The organism is Flavobacterium rhamnosiphilum, from assembly GCF_004349195.1.
In the GTDB taxonomy this organism is placed as follows: domain Bacteria; phylum Bacteroidota; class Bacteroidia; order Flavobacteriales; family Flavobacteriaceae; genus Flavobacterium; species Flavobacterium rhamnosiphilum.
Genome location: NZ_SMLG01000003.1, coordinates 62,724 through 81,324 on the forward strand (window position 1 = coordinate 62,724; position 18,601 = coordinate 81,324).

General features: G+C 34.1%; 16 protein-coding genes. 9 read left to right on the forward strand and 7 right to left on the reverse strand.

Going from position 1 to position 18,601, the window contains the following annotated elements; all coding sequences use genetic code 11:
• The first annotated feature begins 14 nt into the window (after nt 1-14).
• Both E0I26_RS05330 and E0I26_RS05335 read left to right on the forward strand, forming a co-directional pair.
• Entirely contained in the window at nt 15-800 is a 786-nt protein-coding gene (locus E0I26_RS05330) for a hypothetical protein (RefSeq protein ID WP_131915467.1), read from the forward strand.
• The gene (locus E0I26_RS05335) at nt 800-1,414 is read left to right on the forward strand and encodes a deoxynucleoside kinase (RefSeq protein WP_131915468.1); all 615 of its coding nucleotides are present in this window, start codon (nt 800-802) and stop codon (nt 1,412-1,414) included. Before E0I26_RS05330 ends, E0I26_RS05335 begins: the two co-directional genes overlap by 1 nt.
• A gap of 74 nt (nt 1,415-1,488) precedes the next feature.
• Here E0I26_RS05335 and E0I26_RS05340 read toward each other — a convergent pair whose 3' ends face one another.
• Nucleotides 1,489-4,125 carry a DEAD/DEAH box helicase gene (locus E0I26_RS05340; protein WP_131915469.1) on the reverse strand — a complete coding sequence of 879 codons (2,637 nt, stop codon included), beginning with the start codon at nt 4,123-4,125 and terminating at the stop codon, nt 1,489-1,491.
• A 2-nt stretch (nt 4,126-4,127) separates the two neighbouring features.
• A complete protein-coding gene (locus tag E0I26_RS05345; RefSeq protein WP_131915470.1) occupies nt 4,128-5,705 on the reverse strand; it encodes a site-specific DNA-methyltransferase in 1,578 nt (525 codons plus the stop codon).
• A gap of 101 nt (nt 5,706-5,806) precedes the next feature.
• On the opposite strand from E0I26_RS05345, the gene E0I26_RS05350 reads away from it, so the two are divergent.
• The 4 genes from E0I26_RS05350 to E0I26_RS05365 all read left to right on the forward strand — a co-directional run bounded on the left by E0I26_RS05350 (nt 5,807) and on the right by E0I26_RS05365 (nt 7,749).
• Entirely contained in the window at nt 5,807-6,070 is a 264-nt protein-coding gene (locus tag E0I26_RS05350; RefSeq protein WP_131915471.1) for a helix-turn-helix domain-containing protein, read from the forward strand.
• Nucleotides 6,071-6,247: 177 nt separating this feature from the next.
• A complete protein-coding gene (locus E0I26_RS05355) occupies nt 6,248-6,787 on the forward strand; it encodes a Panacea domain-containing protein (protein ID WP_165929411.1) in 540 nt (179 codons plus the stop codon).
• Nucleotides 6,788-6,794: 7 nt separating this feature from the next.
• The gene (locus E0I26_RS05360; protein WP_131915473.1) at nt 6,795-7,256 is read left to right on the forward strand and encodes a hypothetical protein; all 462 of its coding nucleotides are present in this window, start codon (nt 6,795-6,797) and stop codon (nt 7,254-7,256) included.
• Nucleotides 7,257-7,380: 124 nt separating this feature from the next.
• Nucleotides 7,381-7,749 (forward strand): helix-turn-helix domain-containing protein, encoded by a 369-nt coding sequence (locus E0I26_RS05365; protein WP_131915474.1) that lies wholly within the window; start codon nt 7,381-7,383, stop codon nt 7,747-7,749.
• Between the two features lie 65 nt (nt 7,750-7,814).
• On the opposite strand, the gene E0I26_RS05370 is transcribed toward E0I26_RS05365, so the two are convergent.
• The 5 genes from E0I26_RS05370 to E0I26_RS05390 form a co-directional block, all read right to left on the reverse strand.
• Complete coding sequence (locus tag E0I26_RS05370; RefSeq protein WP_131915475.1) at nt 7,815-10,181, reverse strand: sodium-translocating pyrophosphatase; 2,367 nt, start codon at nt 10,179-10,181, stop codon at nt 7,815-7,817.
• Between the two features lie 112 nt (nt 10,182-10,293).
• Nucleotides 10,294-10,824, reverse strand: coding sequence for an inorganic diphosphatase (locus E0I26_RS05375; RefSeq protein WP_131915476.1), 531 nt, complete (start codon nt 10,822-10,824; stop codon nt 10,294-10,296).
• Between the two features lie 523 nt (nt 10,825-11,347).
• Nucleotides 11,348-11,950 (reverse strand): DNA-3-methyladenine glycosylase family protein, encoded by a 603-nt coding sequence (locus E0I26_RS05380; protein ID WP_131915477.1) that lies wholly within the window; start codon nt 11,948-11,950, stop codon nt 11,348-11,350.
• A gap of 141 nt (nt 11,951-12,091) precedes the next feature.
• Nucleotides 12,092-14,578 carry a DUF5686 and carboxypeptidase-like regulatory domain-containing protein gene (locus tag E0I26_RS05385; protein WP_131915478.1) on the reverse strand — a complete coding sequence of 829 codons (2,487 nt, stop codon included), beginning with the start codon at nt 14,576-14,578 and terminating at the stop codon, nt 12,092-12,094.
• 128 nt (nt 14,579-14,706) lie between these two features.
• Entirely contained in the window at nt 14,707-15,687 is a 981-nt protein-coding gene (locus E0I26_RS05390) for a pyruvate dehydrogenase complex E1 component subunit beta (RefSeq protein ID WP_091204253.1), read from the reverse strand.
• Between the two features lie 290 nt (nt 15,688-15,977).
• Between E0I26_RS05390 and E0I26_RS05395 the strand changes: the two genes are divergently transcribed.
• From E0I26_RS05395 to E0I26_RS05405, 3 genes are all read left to right on the forward strand, one after another.
• Nucleotides 15,978-16,724, forward strand: a complete 747-nt coding sequence (locus tag E0I26_RS05395; protein ID WP_131915479.1) for an electron transfer flavoprotein subunit beta/FixA family protein — start codon at nt 15,978-15,980, stop codon at nt 16,722-16,724.
• Nucleotides 16,725-16,800: 76 nt separating this feature from the next.
• Nucleotides 16,801-17,769, forward strand: a complete 969-nt coding sequence (locus tag E0I26_RS05400; RefSeq protein ID WP_131915480.1) for an electron transfer flavoprotein subunit alpha/FixB family protein — start codon at nt 16,801-16,803, stop codon at nt 17,767-17,769.
• Between the two features lie 147 nt (nt 17,770-17,916).
• A complete protein-coding gene (locus tag E0I26_RS05405; protein ID WP_131915685.1) occupies nt 17,917-18,540 on the forward strand; it encodes a bifunctional nuclease family protein in 624 nt (207 codons plus the stop codon).
• Nucleotides 18,541-18,601: the final 61 nt, after the last annotated feature.

The following is an 18,601-nucleotide window of genomic DNA, read 5'->3' on the forward strand; positions in this document are numbered from 1 at the left end:
GTAATTTCGCTTTCATGAAGAAATTAGTGCTATTACTGTTTATTGCTTCGTTCTCAGTTGTATCAAGTCAGAACCAAAAACTAACTTCCCTTAAAATTGATTCCATTCGTTTTGATGGAGATGCGTTTTTAGGATACGATTCATTTGGTTTTTATTACTCCATTAAAAACAATGTTTTTTCTAAAATTAATACGCGAGATACTTTAGAATATAAAAATATTTCTTTGGGTAAAATCACCAAAGTTGACTTGCAAAACCCCCTTAAAATCGTCTTATTTTACGAAAATTTCAACACTGTTATTATTTTGGACAATCAATTGAATGAAACCCAAAAAATCAATTTTTCAGAAAGTATAATTCCTATTGTAGCAATTGGAATTGCATCTCAAAATCAGTTGTGGATTTACAACAGCATGAATCAGCAACTGGGACTCTATGATTATTTAAACAAGGAGTACAAGACCATTTCAGTTCCTTTCACAGAAAGCATCAAGAATTATTCTTCAGATTTCAATGTCTTTCATTGGGTTGACAATAAAAACAACTGGTACGTATGTGACATTTTTGGAAAAATAATAAGTAAAGGAATAATTCCTGATTTTGATTCGATTGCAATTATTAATGAGAGTCAGTTTATTTATTCCAAGGACTCTGTTTTGATTTTGCAGGATTTAGAAAAAGGTAAAAAAACTGAAATTGAAATTTCAGAAAAAACGTTTAAAAAATTCTATTACAAGGACCAAATTTTATCTATTTTTACATCAGCAGGAATTACAAATTATAAAATCACAATACCGTAATGCACATAGCAATAGCAGGAAATATAGGTTCCGGAAAAACAACTTTAACACGTCTGTTAGCGAAACATTTCAAATGGGAACCGCATTTTGAAGACGTAGTTGACAATCCGTACTTGGATGATTTTTATCATCAAATGGAACGTTGGTCTTTTAATTTACAAATATATTTCTTGAATAGTCGTTTCCGTCAGGTGATACAAATTCGTGAAAGCGGTAAAAAAATCGTACAAGACCGAACTATTTATGAAGATGCTCATATTTTTGCGCCTAACCTTTACGCGATGGGCTTGATGACCAATCGTGATTTCCAGAATTATTCCTCTCTTTTTGAATTAATGGAATCTACGGTTAAAGCACCTGATTTATTGATCTATTTAAGAAGTTCTATCCCTAATTTAGTCGGACAAATACACAAACGTGGTCGTGAATACGAAAACTCAATATCTATTGATTATTTGAGTCGTTTGAACGAACGCTATGAAGGTTGGATTCAAACCTACGACAAAGGAAAATTAATGATTATTGATGTCGACAATATCAACTTTGTTGACAATCCAGAAGATTTAGGAACTATTTTTAACCGTATCGACGCAGAATTGAACGGATTATTCTAGAAAATTATTCCATTTTACAAACAAAAATGCCTCACAATTGCGAGGCATTTTTTGTTACAAAGATTTCCAAAAATCTACATCTGCTTTATCAAAGAAATTGCTTTCTCCAAATTATAAGCACCACCAATAGCATTTTCATCAAAAACCATCATATAATTATAATTGGATCCCGAAAGCCGAGCCCAAGATTTCCCCAACCTCAATTTTGCTGCGGTATCAGGATTATTCAAATGAGAACCTTTGGTTTCAACAACGATTACTTTATTGGTTTTAGTAACCAGAATAAAATCGGGATAATGATTCGATTTATAACCGTTCAAGGAGAAACCTTTACCTCTTCCTAAATTGCGATGCCAAAAAGCAATATTTGATGAACTGGAAATTTCCAAAATAAATTGCTCTTCTAATCCGTTCATATCACCTTCGTGAACATACAATGAATTGCCAATGTTATTTCCAATTCTTGTCGGAATTATGGCTTTTTCAAATTTCCAATTGGGTTCTGTTTTAATTTTAGGGATTTCGAGCCAATCATTAAACTTTTCTTCTGCATAAATATCGGCCAATTGATTGATTTTTTCCTTAATCGAATCAGAATATGTCAATTTATATTGATTGAAATCAATCAATTCTTGTGCAGACATATTCTCTAAAATTCTATTGACGTATTTCTTAATTTCATTATCGGCAATGGGTGGTAACTTATCAATTTGCTTGACTACAAAATGCGCTAAATCTTTAATTTGTCCTTCTTTAGGTTTAGCTAAAATGTATTCCGCCATTTTTTCTTGAACTATATTTTCTATTTTGAACGAAACCATTTTATAACCGCCATCATTCGTTTTTTCAGTATCAATTTTATATAAATCAGAAGAAATACTTTTAAAAGGAATTTGAATATCTTTATCCGAAAGCTTAAAATCTTTCAAAAGATTGACCCTGTCTAACAATTGCGTGTCACCTTGTTCCATTAAGAGAAATTCATTTTGAGGAACTTCAACTACAAATTTTGGCAATACAATTTCTTGTGCTTGCTCAGCAACACTTTCACGCATTTTATATTGTTTCACTTTCATGCCAACTTCAGAATAAATTTGTTGAACTGTGTTAGAATTATTATCTTGATTTGCAATTTGAATCTCCATTTTTAGACTATCTTCAATTGCCATTTTTTCCATTTCAAATACAGCAATATTAGGAGAGTTGCTAATTTCATTGGGATTGAAATGAATTTTTTGAACATCAATCACACCTTCTTCTACAACTTCTATCTGCTCAGGAAAAAAGAAATTATCTAATGTTTCTTGCTTCACTTCTTCTTTTACAAATTCTGGCATTATGTCTTTTTCACGATAATCTTTTTCGCTAAAACCTGATTGCTGCAAACCTTTGATGATATTTTGCAAAGTGTTTTGAAACTTAACCGAAGCCGTAATGACATAAGACAAATTCAACATTGTACTGTTGTGTTTCATCACATAAGGCTGACGCAAAACACGACCCAAAATCTGCGTAACATCAACTTCCGAAGATTTATCAGCCAAAGAAGCTAGAATATAAGCAAACGGACAATCCCAACCTTCTTTCAATGCATTGATAGTAATGATGTAACGAACAGGGCAAGCCGCACTCATTAAATCCTCATTTTTCAACTCATCTTTATTGGCAGTTTTGATTTTGATTTGCTCTTCGGGAATTCCAACAGCAATCAATTGGGCTTTCAATTTGTCAAAAGTCGTATTATCTTCTTTTCCTTTGGGTTGAGCCTGAAACAAGACTATTGGACGAATGTATTTTCCTCCATTCTCTTCCAGAATTTTAGCTTCTGTTTCCAATTTATTTTGCAAATGCAACGCACTTTCAATTACGCCTTCAATGTTTTGATGATTATAAACGATGACTGGTAACTTGACCATGTGCTCTTTTTTGAGTTCAATAGCAGAAACCAAACTTACAATATTAGCGTTCTGTTTGGGAGTTGCTGTCAAATCCAAAATGAAACTTGGGTTGAGATTGTTCAACATTTCCACACTCAAATCACTTTCGGCATTGTGACTTTCATCGACAACCAAAATGGGATTTAAACTTCTAATGACATTAATTAACGCTTCTTTTTCAGTACCCTCTAAAACAATTTCATCATCAATAGAATCTGAAAAACTGGATAAATTAGAATTTTGCTCATTAAATTTTCTGTCCTCTTTATTCTTGGCTCTTATGGAAGCAAAATTTACAACCATTATACTCAATTGCTCTTGTACCGATGATGGATTGAAATTAGCCCCTTGCAATAAATCTCGTTTTTCATACACTTGAACTCGGTTATTGAACAATGAATTTAGTTTCTGACAATACGGATGATCCGGATTAGAAAGATTTTTTACGGTTTGGTCTAATAAATTGCTCCAAGGCACAAGCCATACAACTGCTCTTGCCTTAGTGTCTGGCATTGCATCAAAAATAGTTTTCAACGCATTACAAGCAATAAAGGTTTTCCCGCCAGCGGTCGGCACTTTTATACTCAAATGAACGGCATTTGGAACGGTATTTTGATACGGACGCATTCCTTCGCCAGTTAATGGATTGTAGAAACCCACTTTTTCCTGCCAAAAAGAATTGAAAGCTTTATCCGCTTTTTTATGGTTTTGCAAATACTCAAAATACAGTTGCAAATCGTCAATGACTTGCTTTTGATAGGTTTTTAGTTCCATAATTAAAAACGAGTTATATCTCTCGGGATTTTCTTGAATTCAATATTTTTGGCTCTCATAAAAATTTCGGGCAACAAACAATTATCAGCATAAATGATATACCGTTCGGCTTTTTGTTGTACATAATCGGCTAAAGACTCATAATCCAGCGTAGTCAAACTGTCTTTTTCGTAGATAAAATAATAACTAGTGTCGTTATAAATTCCTAAAAATGGAGAAGTCAATTTTTGAATTGTATATGGAATTCGAGTTTCAGTAAACCAAACATATTCCCTGATTTTTTCTTCTCCTACAATTTCATTGAGGTTATTGTTTGCATCAAAAAGTGATTCGCCCAAAGTATAATAATCAAAATTGCCACCAGTTCCATCTTTGTCTGCATAACCATTAATCACTCTTTTGACACGTTCGGCAGTGATGGTTTCTGCATAATCCTCCATCTCTATCAAAATGAATTTTCGATTGCCTCCGTCTTGTTTGTTTAAATTTAAAACGGCGTGTGCTGTAGTTCCTGAACCTGCGAAACTGTCTAGGATTATGGAGTTTTTGTTTGTGCCTAATTGAACTATTCTTTCCATTAATTTTATAGACTTCGGTGTATCAAATGGGATGTCACTTTCTGGAAAAATTCCTTTTATTTCTTTTTTAGCATCTTGTGTGTGTCCAACTTCCTTGTATGTCCAAACAGTCATTGGCGTTATACCATCTTTAACTTCTGTTTTAAAACGTTTAAATCTTGGGACATTTTCTCCTTTTTCACCAAACCAAATCCTATTGTCTTTTATCATTTCAAAAAACTTTTCTTCAGTAACTCGCCAACAATATCCTTTTGGAGGATATACTATTCTTCCACTAGGACTTGTTATAGGATAGACTTGTTTTTCAACAATTGGACCAACTGATAAGTCCCCAGAAGTCCATTCACCTCTTAAATCATTATCAGAATTTGTATATCTTGAATCCGCTAAATCTGTTCTTTCTAATGCAAATTCAACCTTTTCAATTCTTTTTGTGTAACAAAGAATAAAATCGTGATTAGCAGAAAATCTTTTTTTAGTATTTACAGGCGAGTAAGCTCTTTGCCAAATTATATTATTGACAAAATTACCATTACCAAAAATCTCGTCCATTATTATCTTTAGATTAGCTTGTTCATTATCATCGATAGAGATAAAAATCGCTCCATCTTTAGCTAATAATTTATGAAGTAGTTTCAATCGCGGATACATCATACACAACCATTTGTCGTGTCGGGTCAAATCTTCACTTTCCTTACCAACAACCTTTCCCAACCATTTTTTAATTTTTGGAGAATTGACATTATCATTGTATACCCAACTTTCATTTCCTGTATTGTAGGGCGGGTCGATATAAATACAGTTTACTTTGCCTTCATATTTAGGTAATAAAGATTTTAGCGCTTCCAGATTATCGCCATTTATAATAAGATTTCCAGAAGCAACAGGAGTTTCGGATTTTTCATTTTCAGAAAAACCATATTCGTGGTTCAGGACTTTATAGGGAACTTCTTGATGATGATTGATAATTTTGTCTTTACCAATCCAGTTTAGTGTAGGCATTTTGAAGTTGATTTTTTTCAAATATAAAAATAAAATCGGTTGCAAACAATCGATTGAATACAATCGATTAAAAACAACCTTCTCATCATAAATTTATTCCGATGAAAAGGACTAGAAAATCGGAAATTCCTAAAGAAGTTATAGAAATTGGCAATAACATTAAAAGAATTATTGCAGAGAAAAATCTTGTTCCAAAAAACGTAGCTCACGATGCAGGATTGGATGTTGAAAATTTAAGAAAATACATTAAAGGTTCTCAAGAAATGAAGATTAGTACGATGTTAAAAATTGCTACAGCTCTTGGCGTTAAAGCTGAAGAGCTAATCAAAGATTTACAAATTGATTTCTTAGAAAAAAACAGCTAACTTCTATTATTTTAAAAGCAACTAGATTTAAAAATCACTAAATAAAACGTACATTTGCAGTCCTTTAACAAAGAATATTAAAATATTTCTTTATATTTACTTATGTTTAGAAGAATAAATAACGATAAAATCGGCAATGTTTTAAACTATTTTGCGTCACAAATAGACTATCTATCTATGACCAAAACGTTAAAACTATTGTACATTCTTGACGAAACTTCCATCAAGGAAACAGGATCCCCTGTAACTTGGCTAGATTACAAAGTTTGGGAAAATGGTCCCGTTGCCATTGATGTTTATAATGAAATCAAACATCAAGAAGTCTTTTGTTACCAAGGAAAAGAATTATCATTACTACACTCCATTCAACTAGAAAAAAAATTCAATACTGATAGAAATTCTGAAGAAGTTTTCTTAAAACCTAATGGTAATTTTGACAAAACCATTTTCAATAGATATGAATTAAATCTATTAGAAACCATACTTTTTAAATATGGTAATTGGAACGCAACAGAGTTAATTAATTTTCTACACGAAGAAGGATCGCTTTGGCATAAAATGGTTTCCGAACATAATTTAATAGATCACTTTCAGCAAATAGGAAAAATCACTAATCATTCCATTGAATTTAATGATTTATTAGAAAACAACCCTATTTTACAAATGGCTGCAAAATCTTCTTTTGAAGCATTAGCTTTTCAAGAAAGCATTAGCTAGAATTGACATGCTTGACGAAATTTTACAACAAGGCCATTTATTATTAATTGAAGATTATCAGTTTCAAGATGGAAATGGTAGTAAAGACAAATTTCTGATTGTATTAAATCGCAATGATGAGTTTGCTTATATCATTCATACTTTAACAACATCACAAAACAAATTGAATTTACCCTCTGGGAATTTTGGTTGCTTAGTTGCGGGAAACATTCCGTACTTTTTTATTCAAAAGAATACAGCATTAGGGAAAAATCAATTTAGTTTTGACAAAGACACTTTTATATTTTTCAGAAATAATGTTCGTAAGGAAAACACATCTTCTTTTTTGAAATACAACGAGAACAATCTTATTTTAAAAGAAAAACTATCCAATACTTTTTTAAAAAGACTTTTGAAATGTATGCTGAAATCTAACTTTATCGACCTAAATATTGAAAAAGAATTGATTACGATTAAAGACCAACTTTAAAGAAAATATCTTCTAAATATTTTTGAATTAATTTATTAATAGATTCAAAAAAGATATTTTTTTTCCAAAATAGGTACGCATCCCAAATATGACAACTTATAAAGACATTAAAAACTTATAAAAAATGGAAATAAATCCTGTAAAAACAGAAAAAGATTATGATTTAGCTTTAGAAAGAATAAACATTCTTTTTGATGCTAAACCAAATACAAAAGAAGCTGATGAATTAGATATCCTAGTCACTCTTATAGAAAAATATGAACAAATACATTATCCTATTCCTGAGCCAGATCCAATTGAAGCGATTAAGTTCATGATGGAACAAAACGGACTTACAGATGCTGATTTAGGAGTCATTTTAAATAGTCGCTCTAGAGTAACTGAAATTTTTAAACGCAAAAGAGCTTTAACTATTAAACAAATTAGAGTTTTAACAGAAACACTTCATATTCCAGCTTCAACTTTAATCAAAGAATATGCATTAGAACAATAATTTTATAATCTCAATTAAAAATGCCCCGCAATTGCGAGGCATTTTTATTTAGCAACAAATATATTTTACTTCAAAGAATCAATCTTAGTTTGAACTTCTTCATCCGTCCCTTCAAAATTTTGAATAGTAACTTTCCCGTTAATACTTGTTTTAATGGTAGCTTTTACTTTTCCATCAACATTCGTTTTTTCGATAGAAACTTCTTTAGAAACCATTTCAGTGGCTGCTTGGAAAGCTGCTTTATCCGAAATAGTATGACTTCCATTTCCTAAAATTGGGGCAATTACAAGACCTATCAAACAGGTCAATTTAATTAAAATATTCATCGATGGTCCAGAAGTATCTTTGAACGGATCTCCAACAGTATCTCCAGTTACTGCCGCTTTGTGCGCATCAGAACCTTTATACGTCATTTCACCATTAATCAGAACTCCTGCTTCAAAAGATTTCTTAGCGTTGTCCCAAGCACCACCGGCATTGTTTTGAAAAACAGCCCAAAGCACACCAGATACGGTAACTCCAGCCATATAACCTCCTAACATTTCTGCAATTAATTGGTTGTTATCCGCGTACACTATTTTACCTAAAAGAACAATGGCAATTGGAAAACCAATAGTCAAAATTCCCGGCAACATCATTTCGCGCAAAGCAGCTTTGGTAGAAATGTCAACACATTTAGCATATTCCGGTTTTCCGGTTCCTTCCATAATTCCAGGAATCTCCCTGAACTGACGACGCACTTCATATACCATGTCCATCGCGGCTTTTCCAACAGAATTCATGGCCAAAGCAGAGAAAACTACCGGTATCATTCCGCCCACAAATAGCATCGCTAAAACAGGCGCTTTGAAAATATTGATTCCGTCAATTCCTGTAAACGTTACATACGCTGCGAATAAAGCCAATGACGTTAATGCCGCCGAAGCGATAGCAAAACCTTTTCCTGTTGCTGCCGTTGTATTTCCTACTGAGTCCAAAATATCCGTTCTGGTACGCACTTCTTTAGGTAATTCACTCATTTCAGCAATTCCACCGGCGTTATCCGATATGGGTCCGAAAGCATCGATTGCCAACTGCATCGCCGTTGTCGCCATCATCGCCGAAGCAGCCAAGGCCACACCATAAAATCCTGCAAAAGCATACGAAGTCCAAATTGCAGCAGCAAATAATAAAACGGTTGGAAACGTAGAAATCATTCCAGTTGCCAAACCTGCAATTACGTTTGTTCCTGCTCCGGTACTTGATTTTTGTACAATTGCCATGACTGGTTTTGTACCCAATCCTGTGTAATATTCTGTAACAGATGAGATAACGGCTCCAACCACTAATCCAACGATTGTAGCATAGAAAACGCGCATTGACGAAATTTCTTTAGTCCCTTCTCCGAAGAAATCCATTTTCATGGTTTCGGGCAACATATATTGTACTAAAAAGAAACAAGCGATAGCTGTTAAAATAATAGAAACCCAGTTTCCTATATTCAATGCTTTTTGAACTTGTGCTTCTTTAGCATTATCATCTGTAATTTTCACTAGCATTGTTCCGATGATAGAAAATAAAATTCCAAAACCGGCGATTGCCATTGGTAATAAAATAGGTCCTATTCCGCCAAAAGCATCTTGAATATTTCCGCCCATGTCTTTGATCACATAATTCCCCAGAACCATGGCCGCTAAAACTGTCGCAACATAAGAACCAAATAAATCGGCACCCATTCCGGCAACATCTCCTACATTATCTCCTACGTTATCTGCAATTGTAGCCGGATTACGAGGGTCATCTTCGGGGATTCCCGCTTCTACTTTTCCTACTAAATCAGCTCCAACATCGGCAGCTTTTGTATAAATTCCACCACCAACTCTGGCAAACAAAGCGATAGATTCTGCTCCAAGAGAGAAACCGGCTAATGTTTCCAATACAATGGTCATGTCTTCAGTAGAAGTCCAAACTCCATTCATAAAAAAGTGGAAGAAGAAAATAAAGAAAGTGGTCAACCCTAAAACGGCTAAACCAGCAACTCCCAATCCCATTACAGTTCCGCCACCAAAAGAAACTTTTAGAGCTTGTGGCAAACTGGTACGTGCAGCCTGCGTAGTTCTGACATTAGTTTTTGTTGCGATTTTCATTCCCATATTCCCTGCTAAAGCCGAGAAAAAAGCACCGAAAATAAAAGCAACAACTATTAATATATGTGTGGTAGGAACGATAAATGAAATTCCGGCTAAAACAGCGCTTGCTCCAATTACAAAGAAAGTCAATAACCTATATTCTGCTTTTAGGAAAGCCAAAGCCCCTTCGTAGATGTAATCTGAAATCTCTTTCATTTTGCCGTCTCCGGCATCTTGTTTTAAAACCCATTTTCTCTTGGCAAACATAAATGCCAGTCCAATAAATGCCATGGCAATTGGCAAATAAATCATAATTGTATTCATAATTTTGGTTTGGTTTTTTGGTTAAAATTAATACTGTAACAAAACGAATTTAAACAAAAAAGCAACACTCTTAACAGAATGTTGCTTTTTTTATAAAAATTACAGAAGTTATTTATTTAATACTAAATAATCCTTCCGGTTTGTTCTCAATTTGATTAAAACGCTCTGTACACTCTCTAATAATGGCATACGCTTCATTTACATCTCCCCAACCACCTACATCAACCTTCTTGTTTTCAAGATCTTTGTACACTTGAAAGAAATGTTCAATTTCTTTTAGTAAGTGTGGATTCATATCTGATAAATCATTTAATGAATTCCAGATTGGATCTGAAACGGGTACACAGATTACTTTTTCATCCGGTCCTTTATCATCTGCCATGTGGAAAACACCGATTGGTTTTACTTCCATTACACATCCAGGAAAAGTTGGTTCAGTTACCAAAACCAAAACATCTAATGGATCTCCGTCTAATGCTAATGTTTCCGGGATAAATCCGTAATCAGCCGGATACATCATCGAAGAGAATAACATTCTGTCAAAACGCATTCTTTTTATTTCGAAATCATATTCGTATTTATTTCTACTTCCTCTTGGTATTTCGATTAAGACATCGAAAGTTGTTAATTTGTCTGCAGTCATTTTAGTTTTTTCTTATCTATAATTATGGCTGCAAAAATAAGGAAACTATACGGTTGCACAATAAAAAATTGATGTTATCTCTTGATTAAATTTTAACGCTATATTCTAATACTAACAGCAAAAAAATCAAACCATATAAGAAATATAAGTTCACTTAAGTTGGATTGTAAAGGATGCACGACAGATAGCACCTTCTATTCTAATTTTAACAATGAGATTAAGAGATAATGAGCGAATGCATTCAATTTGAGAGATACAATCGATTCACATTCCTGAATTATTGAGCAATTAATTGTTGATAATTTACAAATCTCTAATTTTATAAAAAAGTGCATTTTGTCGTACTCCCTAGTGCAATTTATCATGCACCCGATTGTAAATAAGTCGATATTATATGTCCTTATATTGCTTATATGGTTAAATAATTTAATGTGTTTTTTATCAAACTAGGCGTTTAAGAAGATATAAGTTTAAAAAATGCTAGTAAATAATTAGAATATAGCCAATTTTAACAAACAGCATATTAGTAAACCACTGTTCTATTTCGTTTGTTTAAATAATGATGCCATAAAAGATAGGTTGCAAAAGAACGATACGGGCTCCATTTTATAGTATGAATTTCCATGGCGCCTCTATCGTGAATATCCAGCAATTCCTTTATGGTATTCACTACCGCAATATCTCCTAAAGGCAATAAATCTGGGGCTTGCAGACAAAACATCAAATAGATATCAATCGTCCAATTTCCTATTCCTTTGATCTTGATGAGTTCTTCCCGTACTTGCTGAGCCGTTTTGGTTGGCAAACTTTCTAAATCAAGATCTTTATTTAATAAGGCTGTCGCCAAAGCTTTGATATAAGACGTTTTTTGACGGCTTACGCCAAGATTCCTAAATTCGGCATCGGATACCTGAAGAAGAATTTCAGGTACTACCGTTTTTTGACTGGCTTTTATTTTTAAAAAAGTGGCTTTAGCCGAATCTATAGACACTTGTTGTTCTAAAATCAACAATACCAAAGTCTCAAAACCTTGTGGCCTTTTGGGAATGGTTGGCATTCCATATTGCTCTATAATTGACTTGAAAATGGTGTCTTTTTCTAAAAGATAGTCGATGGCTTCTTGCATAATCTGATGTTTTTTAGCCCGGATGGAAACGGCATCCTTTTCATAAGGCGATTTTTATTCGCCTTATGAAAAGATATAGTGTACAGCCGGAATAGCTCCAAATTCCTCCTATCGTCGGAATGACAATTTGTTGTTTCTTTCTTAGAAATGAAATCCAAATGATCCTTTTATGGAAAAGCGTTGTGTATCCGGTGTATTCAAATAACTCCCGCGCCAAGCGAAATCGATACGGAATACTTTGAAGATATTCCCGATTCCTGCGCTGTATTCCCAATACCCTTTTTCGGGTGCATTATAAATTAAACCCGATGCATTAATTGCTCTATTTTCATCCGAAATGGTTCCATAAACCCCTTTTACAGATACAATTTCTCTCCAATTGAGTTTACGCATAAACGGAATTCGCGAAAAAAACCTCCCGTGGAAGTCATGATTCCATTGTAAGGTGACATATTGATCCGATACAAACTCATAGAAATTAAGATTGCTAAAGGTGTTTTCTATTGTAAAATAGGTTTGATTTCCGGGAATAACACTCATTAATCCCAGAGGTATAGTACCAAACGTTTTTCCTACTTCCATAATTATATTCGTACGTCCTAATGGCCCAATAATTATAGGCTGTTTGTAATACAACTGTATTTTATCATATTTGAAATCGCTGTTCAACAACCCCTTAAAACCGTGGCTGTAGTTGATAAAAAATCGACTGAAATGGCTATCCACAATGTCTCTTTCCACACCGACCCCAATGGTTCTCCTCTTAGGCGTGAATTCTACTTGAAGATTTACTTCTGATTGTTTTACATCACTTTTGGTAACTGTATTTGTTGCGTCAGTATAATAATCTAAACTAAACGTAGTAGAAGCAGATTCTAAAGTTCGGTAAGAGAATCCTGTTTGAAAGGTTAAATTTTTAACGGGCTCTATTTCAAATCCAATATTAGTCAAATTAATATTGGTCAATTTACCATTACTTCCTGATGAAAACACCGCTGATGAAGCAAAACTTCTGCCCAAAACATCATTTGTTGTGGTCAGGCTTGCTCCTATTTGTTCAATATCACGTCTATTCCCTCCGGACAGAATAATTCGATTTTTCTTGTCAACCATCCATTTTCCTGAAAGTCCGTATTTGAATTTATCATCGTCAAAACCATAAGCGGTATAGCCTTGTAATCGCCAGGAATCATTAGGTCCAAAATACGTTCTTCCTCCTACTCGCAATCGCACTCCTTCCACTTCATTATATCCGAATGTGGAAAAAACAGGTCCGTAATCAAAATGACCAAATTGTACATAACCGCTGCCTAGGATGGAAACTAAATTATACAATTGCTTGAATTTTTTAACCGTCTGCAACGTATCCAGCATTTTATAAACGCCCAATTCATCCTTGCTTAGGTTTTCAAAACGATTTTCGTTCCAGTATTCATCGGATTTATTGTAGACTTCATCATCCATATAATTGACCTCATCTTTATAAAAAGCTACTGGTTGCTCCTTATTAAATTGATGATTTCTATAAAATGTGGTTCGCTTTCCATAAACTCCTTTGGAACTTTCTTTTTTGTTTAAAGCAAAATCAGACATCAAATAATCCTTCGTCAGCAAGAAAACAGAATCATTGACCACCTCAAATTCCTGCTCTAAATAAATATCTTTTACCCAGTTGATATTGGCGCTTTTGGTAACCGCCATATTGATTTTCTTGATGGCAAACGTCGAATCATTCACCCAAAAATCCCCTTTGAAAGTCAATTCGTTTTTACGTCTTGGATAAAAAACAATATTATAACACCATTTTTTATCAATGTAAGCACTGTCTTTCAACACATAATTGTAGACATCAATCCCGGTTTTAGATAACGGGCTGGTAAAGCTTTTGTCAAAAAAAGTCAAGTAATTGTTGTAGACATTATAATCGGAATACAAGTCTTTTACAAAAGACAAAATCTGTTGATTTCCATTAAACCCTGATGTTTTATTGGCTTTTATTTTCTCTTTTACTTTCTTTAATTTATTATCTCCATAAACATCATGGAGCGATTCATTTATAAAAATAGGCAAATAGGTTTTCCCGGTTACTCTGGAAGTATCCATTTGATCGAAAATAAACTCCATTCCTTTGAAAAGTTTGCTTTTCATAAAAGCGCTGTCAATAGAATTCATGTCAAATTCTATTTTCTCATACTTTTCCATCTGGTATTGGTCAAACAAATGCAATCCGTTTTTGCGTTTTCTTTCCCAAATTTTTCTAAGAATATCTAACGCAGGATTGTTCTTTTTCGACGTCTTCCCGGCAAAAACAACTACTTCGCTTAAGCTCTCGGCTTCGCTCAGCTGAATTTTGAAATTGTAGTTTACAGGCTTATCTAAAATAATTTCCTTCTCGGAAAAACCTACTGAAGATATTACTAAAGTCGTGTATGTTTTTTGGGATTCGAGGTAAAACCGACCATCCTCATTGGTAACAATTCCTTCGCTGGAATCTTTGAAAACCACATTTGCAAAAGGAATAGGCTGATTCAATTTATCGACCACAATACCGCTCACTTTTGTTTGCGCAAAAGCTGCGTTTGCTGAAACAAACAAAAAAAACAAGAAAAACAAGAGATTCTTTTTCATAATCATTCAAAAAAAAAACTTCATCAAATAAATAAATAATTGATGAAGTTATAAGTTTAGCCCTTTTAGATTACTAGAATTTTTAGATTAAAATCTTACATTCTAAGAAGTCTAACAATCTAAAAGATCTATTTTTTATACATTACTTTTTTAACTGCTTTTACCACATCACCTGCATTTGGCAACCATTCTTTCAGCAATACTGGAGAGTACGGCGCTGGAGTATCCGCGGTTGTGATACGTTGAATAGGCGCATCCAAGAAATCAAAAGCGCGTTCTTGAACAATATATGTAATTTCAGAAGCTACACTTGCAAAAGGCCAAGCTTCCTCAAGAACTACCAATCTATTTGTTTTTTTAACCGATGTTAAAATCGTCTCATAATCCATAGGACGTACGGTTCTTAAATCGATAATTTCACAAGAAATTCCTTCTTTGGCTAATTCGTCAGCAGCAATATGAGCTTCTTTGATAATTTTTCCAAAAGAAACGATAGTTACATCAGTACCTTCACGTTTGATATCAGCAACTCCAAGTGGAATGGTATATTCACCATCTGGCACTTCCCCTTTATCACCATACATTTGTTCTGATTCCATGAAAATCACAGGATCATTATCACGAATAGCCGCTTTCAACAATCCTTTTGCATCATAAACCGTAGATGGAACTACCACTTTAAGACCCGGAGTGTTCGCAAACCAGTTTTCTAATGCTTGTGAGTGAGTCGCCCCTAATTGTCCTGCCGAAGCCGTTGGACCACGAAAAACGATTGGCACATTGAATTGCCCACCAGTCATCTGACGCATTTTGGCAGCATTATTTATAATTTGGTCAATCCCCACTAAACAGAAATTGAACGTCATGTATTCTACAATCGGTCTGCACCCGTTCATTGCTGATCCTACTGCAATACCAGTAAAACCAAGCTCTGCAATAGGAGTGTCAATAACTCTTTTCTCACCAAATTCAGCAAGCATTCCTTTAGATGCTTTGTACGCACCATTATATTCTGCAACTTCTTCACCCATTAAGTAGATGGACTCATCGTGACGCATTTCTTCACTCATCGCTTCGCAAATGGCCTCTCTAAATTGTATCGTTCTCATATTATATGTTGTATGTGTCTAATTTTCGAAAAGCAAAAATAAATATTTTAAACCACTTAAAAGCATAAATTACTTTAAATTAATCAGGATTTATAGTGATATTTTTCAGGAGCTGTTTCCGGCTATCCGCTGTATCTTCCTGTGGCTAAAGGAGCCACAGGAAGGATGCCGCTACTATCCGGGCTACGAAATCGTAATAGTGTTCAAAAATATTATGCACGCATAGTATATTATTCAAATTATTATTTTAAATTTGTCAAAGCTTTTTAGAAAAATCAAAATATATACTTATGAAAATATTAGTTTGCATCAGTCACGTTCCTGATACTACTTCAAAAATTAACTTTGTCAACGGTGATTCTGAATTTGACACAAATGGGGTACAATATGTAATCAATCCAAATGACGAATTTGGTTTGACACGTGCCATTTGGTTTCAAGAACAACAAGGCGCAACCGTTACTGTTGTGAATGTTGGAGGACCTGAAACCGAACCAACTTTAAGAAAAGCGTTAGCAATAGGCGCTAACGAAGCTATTCGTGTAAACGCAAATCCTACTGACGGATTTTTCGTTGCCAAACAACTTGCCGAAGTAATTAAAAACGGAGGTTACGATGTAATTATCGCCGGAAAAGAATCTTTAGACTATAATGGCGGAATGGTTCCTGGAATGATTGCTGGAATCTTAGGATACAATTTCCTTAATTCTTGTACAAACCTGACTGTTGACGGGACAAGCGTAAAAGCAGTTCGTGAAATTGATGGTGGAAAAGAAACCGTTGCTACTACTCTACCATTAATCATTGGTGGACAAAAAGGATTAGTGGAAGAAAAAGACTTGCGTATTCCAAACATGAGAGGAATTATGACTGCAAGAACTAAAGCATTGACAATTCTAGAGCCAGTTGATGCCACTGTAAATACAAAAGCAGTGAAATTTGAAAAACCAGCTCCTAAATCAGCCGTGAAATTAATTTCTGCTGATAATTTAGATGAATTAATTAATCTATTGCACAACGAAGCTAAAGTAATCTAGTAATCCGTTTTCAGTAGCAGTTTTCAGTTTTCAAAATCTGGAATCTAAACTCTAAACTCTAAACTCATAAATCATTATGTCAATATTAATATATGCGGAATACGCAGAAGGAAAATTTAAAAAAGTAGCATTCGAATTGGCCTCTTATGCAAAAAAAGTAGCAGAAACTTTAGGAACTACCGTTACGGCTGTAACAGTAAATGCAGGAGATGTTTCGGAATTATCAAAATACGGAGTAGACAAAGTATTGAAAGTAAACAACGATAAATTATCAGGATTTACTGCAAAAGCGTACGCTGATGTCATCAAACAAGCTGCTCAAAAAGAAAACGTAAAATTAGTTTTACTTTCATCAACTACAGATAGCATCTACCTTTCATCACTTGTTGCAGTAGCTTTAGAAGCTGGTTATGCATCAAATGTTGTAGGTTTACCAGTAAGTACCGCTCCATTTCAAGTAAAAAGAAATGCTTTTTCAAACAAAGCTTTCAACATCACTGAAATTGCAACAGATGTAAAAGTTCTTGGACTTGCTAAAAACTCTTATGGTGTTTTTGAAAATGCATCTACATTGACTCAAGAAGATTTTAACCCAACTATTGGAGACAATGATTTTGGCGTAAAAGTAGAATCAGTAGAAAAAGGTTCTGGAAAAGTTTCTATTGCTGATGCTGATATTGTAGTTTCGGCTGGCCGTGGACTAAAAGGTCCTGAAAACTGGGGAATGGTAGAAGAATTAGCTACAGTTCTTGGAGCTGCAACTGCTTGTTCAAAACCCGTTTCTGATTTAGGATGGAGACCTCACGGAGAACACGTAGGACAAACTGGAAAACCGGTTGCTACAAACCTTTATATTGCGATTGGAATTTCGGGAGCGATACAACATATTGCTGGAATCAACTCCTCTAAAGTTAAAGTCGTAATCAACAGCGATCCGGAAGCGCCATTCTTCAAAGTAGCGGATTACGGAGTTGTTGGAGATGCTTTTGAAATTGTACCAAAATTAATTGAGAAATTAAAAGCTTTCAAAGCACATAATTCCTAATCAACAGGAAATCATTAAATCGATTTAAATGCTACTTAAAAACAAGATATTTGTATCTTTGCTTTTAAGTAGCATTTTTTTTAACAAAAAATGAAACTTGATTTTCATCAAAAAATAAGTACGCTGTACTTACCCATTTTAACAATTATGAGCTTAGTTAAATTATCCATAAAAGGAATTTCATACAGTCAAACTCAAAACGGAGCGTATGCTTTGATATTGAATGAGGTTGATGGTGAAAGAAAATTGCCCATTGTCATTGGTGCTTTTGAAGCCCAATCAATCGCTATTGCATTAGAAAAAGAAATAAAACCACCGCGTCCCCTGACTCATGACCTATTTAAAAATTTTGCAGAGCGTTTTGATATTGTGGTAAAACAAGTCATTATTCACAAGTTAGTTGATGGTGTTTTTTATTCGAGTATTATTTGCGAAAGAGATAAAATAGAAGAAATTATTGACGCCAGAACCTCCGATGCAATTGCTTTAGCATTACGTTTTAACGCTCCTATTTTTACCTACAAAAACATCCTTGATAAAGCTGGAATATACCTGAAAGCAAATCCACTGGAACCCAATAAAGACTCTCAAGAAATCGATGATGTACTGTCTAATCCAGAAACTTTTGGGCATGAAGAAGAAAGCAATCAATCTGGAGAAACGTATTCTAAGCATAGTTTACAGGAATTGAATGAACTGTTAGATCAAGCAGTTTCGCATGAAGATTACGAAAAAGCAGCAAAAATTAGAGACGAAATCTCGAAGAGATAACTTTAATTTTGATTTTCATTATTGCATTATTTGATACATAAACGATTAACCACATAAAAAA